We start from the raw sequence: 11793 nt of genomic DNA on the forward strand, positions 1-11793 counted from the left end.
GGTGCCCGGGGGTACACGATGCTGGGTGATTTCGTGGAGCGTGCCAACCGCGGTGCCCTGACGTCGCGTCCGGATCACACCCTGGTCGGTGTCCTGCGCATCCCCGAAGGCGCGCTCAGCCCCTGGGTCTCACTCACCAGGCGCATTATCGGCGCGATCGCGCTGCTGTTCACCGCGGCGCTGCTGGTCTACGTCGAACGCGACGGCTACCGCGACAGTTCGGGCGGGGAACTGTCGTTCCTCGACGCGTTCTACTACGCCACGGTCTCGCTGTCGACGACCGGTTACGGCGACATCACCCCGGTCTCGCCCGACGCGCGGCTGGTCAACATTCTCGTCATCACGCCGCTGCGGATCCTCTTCCTCATCGTGCTCGTCGGTACCACCATCAGCGTGCTCACCGAGCGGTCCAGGCAGGCGTTCAAGATTCAGCGTTGGAGGCGCGGCGTGCGTGATCACACGGTGGTCGTCGGGTACGGCACCAAGGGCAGAACCGCGATCGACGCGATGCTCGGCGACGGCGTGGCGCCGACCGACATCGTGGTCGTCGACACCGACCAAGGGGCGCTGGAATCGGCTGCCAACGCGGGTCTGGTGACCGTGTACGGCTCGGCGACCCAGTCCGATGTGCTGAGGTTGGCGAGCGTGCAGAACGCGGCCTCGGTGATCGTGGCGGCCAATCGCGACGACACCGCGGTGATGGTGACGTTGACCGCCCGCGAGTTGAACAAGAAGGCCAAGATCGTCGTCGCGATTCGCGAGTCCGAGAACATCCACCTGCTGCGCCAGTCCGGCGCGGACTCGGTCGTCGTGTCCTCGGAGACCGCAGGCCGGTTGCTCGGCATAGCCACCACCACCCCCACCGTGGTGGAGATGATGGAGGATCTGCTGACGCCGGAGGCAGGTTTCGCGGTCGCCGAACGCGAGGTCGAGCCGAGCGAGATCGGTGGATCGCCGCGGCACCTACGTGACATCGTGCTGGGCGTGGTGCGCGGCGGCGAGCTGATCAGGGTCGGTGAACCCCAGGTCGACGCCATCGAATCGGGCGACAAGTTGCTCTACATCCGCCGCACGGGCAAATAGCGCGCCGCTCCCCGAGCGGGAGGCGGGAGGCCCTGCGCGGGAGGCGGGAGGCCCTGCGCGGGAGGCGGGTGGTCTCGTGCCGGACGGAAGTAGTCTCTAGACGTGTCCTTTCAACTGCATGGTGTGCCGCTGCTGTCCCGTTTCGCCGGAGACCGCGCCGAGACCTTGCGCGCCGACGAGCGTGCCCTGAAAGAGGGCTGGGCCGAAGCTCTGCTGTTGCGCGTCGACAAGCGCGGACGGATCCGCTTCGCCGAAGGTGCGCTGGTGTTGGACGCCGCGATCGAACACTCCGCGGAGCCCAGCCCGTCGGCGGTGTTCCTCGGCGTCACCGAGGGCAGGCACCTGTGGGCGGTGCGCGCCGAGGAGCTGGAGGGTCCGTCGACCGATCTGCGGGTCGCCGCGATGGAACTCGACGACTTCACCGCGGGCGTGCTCGCGACCTCGCTCGCGTTGCTGAACTGGCACGACAAGGCGAACCACAGCGCGGAGGACGGCTCACGCACCGTCGTGGCCAAGGGTGGCTGGTCGCGGGTCACCGACTCCGGGCACGAGGAGTTCCCGCGCATCGACCCGGCGGTCATCTGCCTGGTCCACGACGGCGGCGACCGGGTGTTGCTGGCCCGCCAGCACACCTGGCCGGTGACCATGTTCTCGCTGCTGGCCGGGTTCGTGGAAGTCGGCGAATCACTGGAACGCTGTGTCGAACGAGAGATCCGCGAAGAGGTCGGCGTCGACGTGCGCGAGATCAATTACCTGGGCAGTCAGCCCTGGCCGTTCCCACGTTCGCTCATGCTCGGCTTCAGCGCGGTCGGCGACCCGGAGCAGGAACTGGTCTTCTCCGACGGTGAGATCGCCGAGGCGCACTGGTTCACCCGCGCGGAGGTGCGGCAGGCACTCGAGCTCGGCTCCTGGGGCGCGAAGCAGGAGGGCGCGCGGCTGCTGCTGCCGGGATCGATCTCGATCGCGCGCACGATCATCGAGTCCTGGGCCGCCCTGGAATCCTGAGCGACGCCGAAATCCGCGCGGTACCGGCCGCCGAAGCACGCCGTGCACGACGGCGGGTGCCGATCGAGGTCGGCACCCCGTCGCCGGGGTGTGGTGCACCGCGATCCGGCACCAGACCTGCCCGGCGGCCGTTGATCACGCCAGGGCGGCGAGCCTCTCCTTGACGGCGGCCAGGCTCGGATTGGTGGCCGTCGAGCCGTCGGCGAACTTCAAGGTCGGCACGACATGATTGCCGTTGTTCACGCTGCCGACGAACTCGGCTGCGGCCTCGTCCTGCTCGATGTCGATCTTCGCGTAGCTGATGCCGCTCTCCTCCAGTTGCCTCTCGAGCCTGCGGCAGTAGCCGCACCAGGTGGTGGAGTACATCGTCACAGCAGGGTTCACTTCGGTCACGACTGATGCAACGCACCGCGGTCCGGTCCTGTTCCACATCACGGCTCGATCACAGGAGGCGGACATCACGACCTGGGAGCGGTGTCGGGCGCAGCTGCCATGATGGACCCCGTGCCCGCACTCGATATGGACCTCCTCGACGCCGAGCAGGCCGCCGCCGTCCGGGCGCCACGCGGCCCGGTCTGCGTGCTCGCGGGCGCGGGCACGGGCAAGACCAGGACCATCACCTACCGCATCGCGCACCTGGTGGCGGCCGGGCACGTCAAAGCCGATCAGGTGCTCGCGGTCACCTTCACCGCTCGCGCGGCCGGGGAGTTGCGGGGCAGGCTGCGCGCCCTCGGCTTGGGCGGCGAGGCGAACCAGGTGCAGGCGCGCACCTTCCACGCCGCCGCGCTGCGGCAGTTGAAGTACTTCTGGCCCCAGGTGGTCGGTGAGGTGCCGTGGCAGCTGCTCGAGGCCAAGTTCCCGGTCGTGGCGCAGGCCGCGCACCGGTCGGGACTGTCCACCGCCACCGAGAGCGTGCGGGACGTGCTCACTGAGATCGAATGGGCGAAATCCCAGCTGATCGCACCCGAGGACTACCCGGCGGCGGCGACGGCCCGCGGACGCGACCTGCCGCACGACGCGGCGCGCATCGCCGAGGTCTACACGGCCTACGAATCGCTCAAGACCACGCCTGAGGGCCTGCTGCTCGACTTCGACGACCTGCTGTTGCACACCGCCGCCGCCCTCGAGGACTTTCCGTCCGTTGCCGACGAGTTCCGCGGCCGCTACCGAAGCTTCGTCGTCGACGAGTACCAGGACGTCACCCCGCTGCAGCAGCGAGTGCTCGACGCTTGGCTCGGCGAACGCGACGATCTCACCGTCGTCGGCGACGCCAACCAGACCATCTACTCCTTCACCGGCGCCACCCCGTCCTATCTGCTCGACTTCTCCCGGCGGTTCCCCGAGGCGACCGTGGTGCGCCTGGAACGCGATTACCGCTCCACCCCGCAGATCGTCTCGCTGGCCAACCGGGTCATCGGCGCGGCGCGCGGACGTATCGCGGGCACCCGTCTGCAACTCATCGGCCAACGCGCGGACGGCCCGGAACCGGCCTTCGCCGAATACGACGACGCGCCCGCCGAGGCCGCGTCGGTGGCGGCGGCGATCGAACAGCTGATCTCCGCGGGCACGCCCGCCGCCGAGATCGCCGTGCTCTACCGCATCAACGCCCAGTCCGAGGCCTATGAGCAGGCCCTGACCGCGCGCGGCATCCCCTATCAGGTGCGCGGCGGGGAAGGGTTCTTCCAACGCCCCGAGGTCAGGCAGGCCGTCTCGGTGCTGCGTCAGGCGGCGAGCCGCGAGGATCTGCCCGAGGAGGCCGGTCACGGTCCGGCCCTGGTGCGTCTGGTGCGCGCCGCGCTCGCCCCGGTCGGGCTCACCGCGACCGAACCGGCGGGCGCGCAGGCCCGCGAACGCTGGTCCTCGCTGGTCGCCCTGGTGACCTTGACCGAGGAACTGCTCGCCCACGACGCCGACCTCGACCTTTTCGGCCTCCTGCGCGAACTGGCCGCCCGCGCCGAGGCCAGGCATCCACCGACCGTGCAGGGCGTGACCCTGGCCTCTCTGCACGCGGCCAAGGGCCTCGAGTGGGACGCGGTCTTCCTCGTCGGCCTCGCCGACGGCACGCTGCCCATCGCCCACGTGCTCGCCGACGACGGCTCGGTCGCCGATCAGGCCGCGTTGGAAGAGGAACGCCGGCTGCTCTACGTGGGCGTCACGCGCGCCCGCGAACATCTGCGGCTGTCCTGGTCGCTGTCACGCGTCGCGGGCGGCAGGCGCACCCGCAGGCGGTCGCGCTTCCTCAACGGCTTGGTGCCCGACGATTCGCCCGCTTCTCGCATCGCCGCACCGCCCGCCGGCGAACGGGAGACCAACCGCCCCCGCTGCCGGGTCTGCGCCAAGCCGCTGATCGGCACCTATGCCACCATGCTCGGTCGCTGCCGCCGCTGCCCGGCCGAGATCGACGCCGAACTGCTCGCCGCGCTCCAGCAGTGGCGCGAGGAGAAGGCCGCCGAAATCGGGGTGCGGGAGTTCGTCGTCTTCACCGACACCACGCTCACCGCGATCGCCGAGCAACTGCCCGCCGACGATCGCGCGCTCGGCGCCATCGCGGGCATCGGTGCGAAGAAGATCGTCGACTACGGGGCGGACGTGCTGGCGATCGTGTCCTCGCGGATGAAGGCCGCGTCGCGATCCGAATCCGCCGGGTCGAAGGAGCCGACCGCCCGGGGGGAGTCCGTCGCGCGGACGGGGTTCGGGCGCCGAAACCGCAGGTAGAAAATAGGTTGTCGGTTCCGCCGACATTGCCTATGGTTGTTGTACGCACCGGGAGGGTATCCCGGCGCGCCGGTATCACGCACTGTATTCGACTCACGCATGGAAGGGAGGCACGACCAATGAACGGCAGCACCGATTTCACCACCGGTGGCACACCTGTCCTCGGCTTCGTGTCGGCCTCCCCGCGTCTCACGCCGCTGGGGACCGGTATGTCCCCTGAGAGCGCGATCGTCGGCGTTCTCCGCCAGGACAAGCCCCGCGCAGGCTGGCATCGGCCCGTCGTTGTTTCCGCATACGACGGCGTCGCAACCGACGCCTCCGCAGCAGCCGATGCCGCTGCCTTCGGCCTCGTCGCCTACGGCGGCGAAGCCGAGCCGCAGCGCATTCTGCCGCAAGCACGCCTGCGCAATGCCCACCCAGCGACCGTGACCAGGAGTCGACACCGAAGTCGACCCAGGTAGGGGCCCTCGGCCCCGTCCTCCCGGCCACGGATCGCACGACGCGAAACCGTGGCCATTTTTCTGTTCCGGCCCTTCAGCCGGCGGCCAACCGGTTTCGCATCGACGAATACGACTGCCGCAAACAAGCTGAAGGAGAACGACGTGTTCACCGCAGAGCGACTGACCTCCGTCCCTGCTGACGTGACATGCCGGACCGAGACGGGGTTCGTCCCCGCCCGCGACGTCGCGACCGTGCTGCCGTGCCGGGTCGAGGATCCCGACCTCTGGTTCGCCGAGAACCCCGTCCAGTTGGAGCAGGCCAAGGCGCTGTGCGCGGCCTGCCCGATCCGCAAGGGCTGCCTGAGCGCTGCCATCGACCGGCGTGAGCCGTGGGGCGTGTGGGGCGGTGAGATCTTCGACCAGGGAGTCGTGATCGCGCGCAAGCGTCCACGCGGCCGTCCGCGCAAGGTGGCGGTCCCGGCGTGAGCCGGGCCCGTGGGCGCCCTCCCTCCGTGCACTGCGGCCCGGTCCCGTCCCCGGCCGACCGGGTCCAGCTACGCGAAAGCGGACCAGCCGCCCATCCGAGGTTTCGGATGGGCGGCCGGTTTGCGTTGTCGCGCAGCCTTTCTCAGCGTGCGGGCACGATCAGCTGGCCGAGCGGTTCTCCCGCAGCCCGGGCAGCCAGGAGTAGGCCAAACCCATGAACGGCACCTCGGCGTCGAGTTGGGCGAGAATGCCCACCGAACCGCCGAGCACCCGGAAGATCATCACGTACTGGGCGGGCAGTTGCAGCGCCCGCGCGGTCTTCATCTCCGCGCTGGATAGATCGGTCGCCTTGCCCGCCACCCGCTGCATCCAGCGGCGGGTGAAGTGGAAGGAATCGGTGCGGATCGGGTCGGAGAACGGCCGCAGGTAATCGGCGATCTCCTGATGGGTGACCTTGCGGCCCGGCAACACCCACCCGTTCTCGTACATCAGCTCGGTCAGCTCGTCGTACTGCTCGTCGACCGCCAGCGCCAGCATCCGCCCGAGCACCTCGGGGAACCCGCCGGGCAGCGGCGCGCACGCGCCGAAGTCGATGACGGCCAGCTTGCCGTCGGGAAGCATCATGAAATTGCCGGGATGCGGGTCGGCGTGCAGCAGGCCCACGGCCTCCGGCGAGGAGAAGTGGAACCGGCCCATCAGCAGCGCCACCCGATTGCGCAGTGCCTTGGTGCCTTCCGGATCGTTCGCACCCGCCTTGATGATCGCGGAAACCGGTGTGCCGTCGAGCCATTCGCTGACGATCACCTTCGGCGCGCTGGCCACCACCTTCGGGATCACGACCTCGGGATGGCCCTCGTAGGCCTTGGCGAAGGCGCGCTGATTGGCGGCCTCGGTGCGGTAGTCGAGTTCTTCCTCGGTGCGTTCGGTGATCTCGGCCAGCATCGGCTTGACGTCGGCGCCGGGGATCACCGAGGCGAACAGCCCCGACATGCGCGTCAGCGTCTTCAAATCGGCCCGCAGCGCCTCGTCCGCGCCGGGGTACTGCACCTTGACCGCGACGGTGCGACCATCCGACCACACCGCCTTGTGCACCTGACCGATGCTCGCCGAGGCGGCCGGAGTGTCGTCGAAGGACTGGAACCGCTGCCGCCACTGGGTGCCCAGTTGCTGATCGAGCACGCGGTGCACCGTGGCCGCGGGCATCGGCGGCGCGGCGGCCTGCAACTTCGTGAGCGCCTCGCGGTAGTGCTCCCCGAACTCCTCGGGCACCGCCGCCTCGAGCACGCTCAGCGCCTGCCCGAACTTCATCGCGCCGCCCTTGAGCTCCCCCAGCACCGTGAACAACTGTTCGGCGGCCTTCTGGTTGAGCTGGGCGTTGATCTCGGACTTGTCGCCACCGGCCAGCTTCCTGCCGAATCCCACGGCGGCACGCCCGGCGATGCCGAGCGGAATCTTGGCTAACTTGGCGTTGCGGGACGAGCCACGGCGCACGATGTCTGACACACCCCCATCATGGCCGACGGACCCGTGACCGTGCCACGAGTATCGGACTATTGCCCGGTCGAATGAACTGTCCGGTTGGTCACCTCGCCCACCCGGCGCCGCCCGTCCGGCCCCGGTGGCGTGGTCGGCCGAGACATCGATCACATGTCCGTTGTGAATCCGGCGGCAACTCGTGGGGATCGCCGTAGCGGCGGTGGTGCCGGGGTGCTGTGCGCGCGGAACGGGTGGTTCAGGTCGCGTAGGCGGCGTTGATGCGGCGGCAGCCGCAGCGCGGGTGGGGTTCCCAGTAGCGGTGCTGCAGCTGGTGCGAATCGAGGTCCAACTCGAGGGTGGTGTTCAGGGTCGCCGGGCAGCGATGGGACGAACACTCCATGATCGCCTCGAGCTCGGTGAGAGCCAGCGCGGCCGTGGCGCCGATCGCGGCGGGGGAGGCGTGGCCCACGCGGTCGAGCAGTTGGGCGGCCAGGTGGGGCCAGTCGGCGTCGTAGTCGGCCTTGATGAGATCGGCGCAGCGCAGGCAGCTCGTCTCGCCGGGCAGCACGAAGGGGCCGATCACGCCCTTACCGTCGCGGACCCGGACCTGCAGATGGGGAATGCGGTTGACGACCAGGTCGGCAACCAGGCGTGGATCGACGACCACGGTGTCGGTGAGCACCACCAGATCGACCCGCTCGCGATGTTCGGGCGCGTCCGGGCGGTAGGAACGCGAGCGGGTCGGACGGACACCGAGACCGCGCAGACCCGCGGTGATCGCATCGGAGAGCGGTCCGAGGCCGTGCACCCGGACGGCGGTGATCTCGTAGCGGGGTTCGCGCGGCGGCTGCAACAGCCCGGCCGCCTCGATCTCGTCGAGCAGGTCGCCGGCCCGTTCGGCGGTCAAGCCGTGACCGCCGGCCTCGGCGCAGATCTGCGAGCGGCTGTGCATGCCGTCGAGCAGCCGCAGGAAACCCAGGACGGCGGCGGTGTCGAGGCCCGGCGGATCGAGCAGCATGGCGCGCTCGGGATCCCAGCCCAGCTGGACCACCCCGGAGGGGCGCACCAGCACTGTCACCCGTGGATTGAGCAGCGGGCCGCGCGGGCGTGCGGTCGAAGTCGTCATGCCCGACAGTATGCGCGGGCCGAGCCGGTGCCCGTGACGCGAAAAGCGTGGTTATCCACAGCTTTTCGGGTTGTGCACAGGACAATTCGGCAGGACTCGTGTGTGTCCTGGGGTGGCGTCCGCTCGATCCGCGTCGGCATAGATCTTGCTGCGTTGCTGCGTTGCTGCGTTGCTGGGTTGCTGCGTTGCCGCCCCGGGTGTTCCGCGTCCATGCGGCCCGCCGGGGGCGGCTCGGGCGATCAGGACCCGGCGGCGCCCTCGTCGCGGCCCTCCGACTCCCCGGTGGCGTCTCCCTTGCCGTTGTCTCCCTTGGCTTCCCGCTCGGCTCGCTCGCGCGCCTCGGTCTCGGCCAGCTGGGCGAGCGGATCGTCGAAAGCGGCCGCGCCGCCGCCGATCACCGAATCGATGAAGCCGGCGGGGGAGTCGAGGTCGTCGGAATCCGGCAGCAGGTCGGGGTGCGCCCAGACACCGTCGCGCTTTTCCATGCCCGCGTCGACGGTGAGCCTGCGCCACAGTTCGGCGGCTTCGCGCAGCTTGCGCGGACGAAGTTCCAGGCCGACCAGGGTGGCGAAGGTCTGTTCCGCGGGACCGCCGGTCGCACGGCGGCGGCGCAGCGTCTCGGCCAGCGCTCCCGCACCGGGCAGCCGGTCGCCGACCGCCTCGCCGACCACGATCTGCACCCAGCCCTCGATGAGCGCGAGCAGCGTTTCCAGCCGTTCCAGCGCGGCCTTCTGCTCCGGGGTGGTCTGCGGCTCGAATGTGCCCTGCGACAGCAGTTCTTCGAGTTTGGACGGGTCGGTCAGCGACATCGGGTCGATGCTCTGCGCGGCCTCCTCGAGCGCCGAGAAGTCCATGGTGATACCGCGGGCGTAGTCCTCGACGGCGCCGAGCACCTGCTGGCGCAGCCACGGCACGTGCGCGAACAGGCGCTGATGGGCGGCCTCGCGGGCGGCGAGGAAGACCAGGATCTCGCTCTCGGGCTGTTCGAGTCCGGCGCTGAACTCCGCGATCGCTGCGGGCAGCAGCGCGGCCGTGCCCGCGGGACCCAGCGGCAGGCCGATGTCGGTGGAGGTCAGTACCTCCTTGCCGAGCTGGCCGAGCGCCTGACCGAGCTGCGAGCCGAACGCCAGGCCGCCCATCTGGCCGAGCATGCCGACCATCGGTCCGGCGAGTTCGCGCGCCTCGGGCGGCAGTTGCGAGGTCCACATGCCGGAGACCTGCTGTGCCACGGGATCGCACAGTCGCTGCCAGGTCGGCAGGGTCTTCTCGATCCAGTCGACCGGTGTCCAGGCCACTGTCCGGGTCGCACCCGCGGGCAGGGTGGTGGCGCCGTCGAGCCATAGTTCGGCCAGGTGCGCGGCGTCGGCCACGGCCTCGACCGCGCCCTGGGAGACCGGGCCCACATCCTTGCCCAGCTGTTGGCGGGCCAGGCGCTTGGCGACGTCGTAGTTCACCGGGCCGGACTGCCCGCCACCGGGGGAGCCCATGCCGCTGAGCATCTGGCCGAGCGAGGTGAGCATCTGGCCCAGCTGGGCGGGATCGAAGCCCGCGCCACCCGGTCCGCCGACCCCGAATCCGAACGGATTGTTCGCACCCGGACCGAAGGGCTCCTCGCCACGCCTGCGCGCGTCGTCGTCATCGTCGCGGTTCGAGAATCCGAACGGGGAGTCACTCATACCCACCACGTTACGCGGACGGCCAGGTCCCACGACATGGGACACCGCCGGTATAGGTGCACGTGCCGCGCCATTACGCGGACAGCGAAACCTTTAGGGTGGGCGGGGTGAATCGTCGGATCCTGACCCTGCTGGCCGCCCTCGTACCGGTTTCGGTGCTCGGCGTCCTCGGCACCGTTTTCACCGTGCCGTTCGTCGCGCTCGGGCCCGGACCCACCTTCGACACCCTCGGTGAGTACGACGGTGTGCCGGTGGTCGAGGTCGAAGGCGCCGAACTCGACGAGACGACCGGACATCTGAACATGACCACCGTCTCGGTTCGCGACGGGCTGAATCTCTACGAGGCCTTCGGGTTCTGGGCCAGTGGCAAGCACGGCCTCGTCCCGCGCGCCGAAGTGTATCCACCCGGGGTGCCGCGCGATGAGATCGATCAGTCCAACCAGCAGGAGTTCCGCAACTCCGAGAGCGCCGCGGAGGTCGCGGCGATGAACTACCTGAAGCTGCCGACCGCCGTGCTGGTGCGCGATATCGGCGAGAGCAGCCCCGCGCGAGGCGTGCTCGAACCCGGCGACGAGATCGTCAGCGTGGGCGGTGTCCCGGCGAACACGCCCGGCGACGTGGTGCGCGAGACCACCTCCCGCGCGCCCGGCACCCCGCTGACCGTGGTCTACCGCCGCGACGGCGTCGAACGCACCTCGGAGTTCGTGCTCGGAACCAATCCGGAAGACGCGACCAAGGCGGCGCTCGGCGTCACCATCGGCACCGGTGCGCGGCCGCCCATCGAAGTGAGCTTCAACCTGGCCGACATCGGCGGTCCGTCGGCGGGCCTGATGTTCAGTCTCGCGCTGATCGACAAGCTCAGCCCTGGTGAACTCGGCGGCGGCGACTTCGTCGCGGGAACCGGCACCATCGAGACCGACGGCAAGGTCGGCCCGATCGGCGGCATCCAGTACAAGATGATCGCGGCCAGCGAGGCGGGCGCGGAGACCTTCCTGGTACCCGCCGCCAACTGCACCGAGGCACAGCAGCGGGTTCCCGACGGCCTGCGGCTGGTGAAGGTGGAGACCCTCGACGGCGCGGTGCGGTCGTTGTCGGCGATCAACGCGGGCGAAGAAGCGCCCAGCTGCGGCTGAGCGCCGGCCCTGGCCGGGTTCAGTCGGTCAGCGTGTGGTGCAGCGCCTCGATGACATTGGACGCCAGATTCGGGTAGGTCCGCAGGTCCAGATCGCCGAAGTCGTCGGCGTCGTCGTCGGGGCGAAGTTGCAGCAGCGACAGCGACACGCCTTCACGCAGCACCGCGGCGAACAGCCGGGCCGAGCGGCGCTCCGGATGCTCCAGCGCGGCGGCGCGACCGGCGGCGTCGGCGGCCTCGTGATCGGCCAGCAGCGGGCCGAGCGCGTCGTCGAGGGTGCTCTCGGCGTCCGGCGGCAGCACCACGATCTCCTGCACCAGCACGCAGCCGCGCACGGCGGGCGGCCAGGTGGTGGTCGCCAGGAATTCGTCGAGGGCGATCGATCCGCCGGTGATGTCCTCCGGCAGCGGCTCCTGCGCGATCGGGGTGAGTTCGTTGCCCTGGTCGATCTCGTCGAGCAGGCCGGGTTCGGCGGCGACCAGGTCGGCGGTCGGCACCAGCGCGAACATCTGCGGCGGTCTACCCCAGCCCTCGCCGTCGGCGAACTCCGCCACCTCTCGGACGGCGCGGGACAGGACGAGTTCGGCGTGCAGATCTGCGGTCACCCGGCCATCTTTTCACCCGGCTGCGGCGCGCGCGGCAGACCCGGTGCAA

11 protein-coding genes are annotated in these 11793 nt (G+C 69.9%); 6 read left to right on the forward strand and 5 right to left on the reverse strand.

Features of this window, described 5'->3' with window-relative positions:
• Positions 1-18: 18 nt before the first annotated feature.
• Positions 19-1083, forward strand: a complete 1065-nt coding sequence (locus tag NS3_RS15255; RefSeq protein WP_067860113.1) for a potassium channel family protein — start codon at positions 19-21, stop codon at positions 1081-1083.
• Between the two features lie 102 nt (positions 1084-1185).
• The gene (gene nudC, locus NS3_RS15260) at positions 1186-2088 is read left to right on the forward strand and encodes an NAD(+) diphosphatase (RefSeq protein WP_067860115.1); all 903 of its coding nucleotides are present in this window, start codon (positions 1186-1188) and stop codon (positions 2086-2088) included.
• Positions 2089-2223: 135 nt separating this feature from the next.
• On the opposite strand, the gene NS3_RS15265 is transcribed toward nudC, so the two are convergent.
• Positions 2224-2454: a mycoredoxin gene (locus NS3_RS15265; protein WP_245649644.1), complete on the reverse strand. Its 231-nt coding sequence runs from the start codon at positions 2452-2454 to the stop codon at positions 2224-2226.
• A 126-nt stretch (positions 2455-2580) separates the two neighbouring features.
• On the opposite strand from NS3_RS15265, the gene NS3_RS15270 reads away from it, so the two are divergent.
• From NS3_RS15270 to NS3_RS15280, 3 genes are all read left to right on the forward strand, one after another.
• Positions 2581-4803, forward strand: coding sequence for an ATP-dependent DNA helicase UvrD2 (locus NS3_RS15270; protein ID WP_174550477.1), 2223 nt, complete (start codon positions 2581-2583; stop codon positions 4801-4803).
• A gap of 119 nt (positions 4804-4922) precedes the next feature.
• On the forward strand, positions 4923-5264 hold the full coding sequence (locus NS3_RS15275; RefSeq protein WP_067860117.1) for a hypothetical protein: 342 nt from the start codon (positions 4923-4925) through the stop codon (positions 5262-5264).
• Positions 5265-5444: 180 nt separating this feature from the next.
• Entirely contained in the window at positions 5445-5729 is a 285-nt protein-coding gene (locus tag NS3_RS15280) for a WhiB family transcriptional regulator (protein ID WP_174550478.1), read from the forward strand.
• 159 nt (positions 5730-5888) lie between these two features.
• Here the strand turns inward: NS3_RS15280 and NS3_RS15285 are convergent, their stop codons facing one another.
• The 3 genes from NS3_RS15285 to NS3_RS15295 all read right to left on the reverse strand — a co-directional run bounded on the left by NS3_RS15285 (position 5889) and on the right by NS3_RS15295 (position 10007).
• The gene (locus tag NS3_RS15285; RefSeq protein WP_067860120.1) at positions 5889-7232 is read right to left on the reverse strand and encodes an ABC1 kinase family protein; all 1344 of its coding nucleotides are present in this window, start codon (positions 7230-7232) and stop codon (positions 5889-5891) included.
• Between the two features lie 229 nt (positions 7233-7461).
• Complete coding sequence (locus NS3_RS15290) at positions 7462-8331, reverse strand: hypothetical protein (RefSeq protein WP_067860122.1); 870 nt, start codon at positions 8329-8331, stop codon at positions 7462-7464.
• Between the two features lie 239 nt (positions 8332-8570).
• Positions 8571-10007 (reverse strand): zinc-dependent metalloprotease, encoded by a 1437-nt coding sequence (locus tag NS3_RS15295; RefSeq protein WP_067860124.1) that lies wholly within the window; start codon positions 10005-10007, stop codon positions 8571-8573.
• Between the two features lie 107 nt (positions 10008-10114).
• Here NS3_RS15295 and NS3_RS15300 point away from each other — a divergent pair, with 107 nt between their 5' ends.
• Positions 10115-11140 carry a YlbL family protein gene (locus tag NS3_RS15300; RefSeq protein ID WP_067860126.1) on the forward strand — a complete coding sequence of 342 codons (1026 nt, stop codon included), beginning with the start codon at positions 10115-10117 and terminating at the stop codon, positions 11138-11140.
• A 19-nt stretch (positions 11141-11159) separates the two neighbouring features.
• Here the strand turns inward: NS3_RS15300 and NS3_RS15305 are convergent, their stop codons facing one another.
• The gene (locus NS3_RS15305; RefSeq protein WP_067860128.1) at positions 11160-11744 is read right to left on the reverse strand and encodes a PPA1309 family protein; all 585 of its coding nucleotides are present in this window, start codon (positions 11742-11744) and stop codon (positions 11160-11162) included.
• Positions 11745-11793: the final 49 nt, after the last annotated feature.

The organism is Nocardia shimofusensis NBRC 100134, assembly GCF_001613125.1.
Lineage (GTDB): Bacteria > Actinomycetota > Actinomycetes > Mycobacteriales > Mycobacteriaceae > Nocardia > Nocardia shimofusensis.

Coding starts and splice junctions, on each gene's coding strand:
- NS3_RS15265 (WP_245649644.1), bottom strand. CDS start 2,454: ATGTACTCCACCACCTGGTGCGGCTACTGCCGCAGGCTCGAGAGGCAA.
- NS3_RS15255 (WP_067860113.1), top strand. CDS start 19: ATGCTGGGTGATTTCGTGGAGCGTGCCAACCGCGGTGCCCTGACGTCG.
- NS3_RS15295 (WP_067860124.1), bottom strand. CDS start 10,007: ATGAGTGACTCCCCGTTCGGATTCTCGAACCGCGACGATGACGACGAC.
- NS3_RS15275 (WP_067860117.1), top strand. CDS start 4,923: ATGAACGGCAGCACCGATTTCACCACCGGTGGCACACCTGTCCTCGGC.
- NS3_RS15270 (WP_174550477.1), top strand. CDS start 2,581: ATGATGGACCCCGTGCCCGCACTCGATATGGACCTCCTCGACGCCGAG.
- NS3_RS15290 (WP_067860122.1), bottom strand. CDS start 8,331: ATGACGACTTCGACCGCACGCCCGCGCGGCCCGCTGCTCAATCCACGG.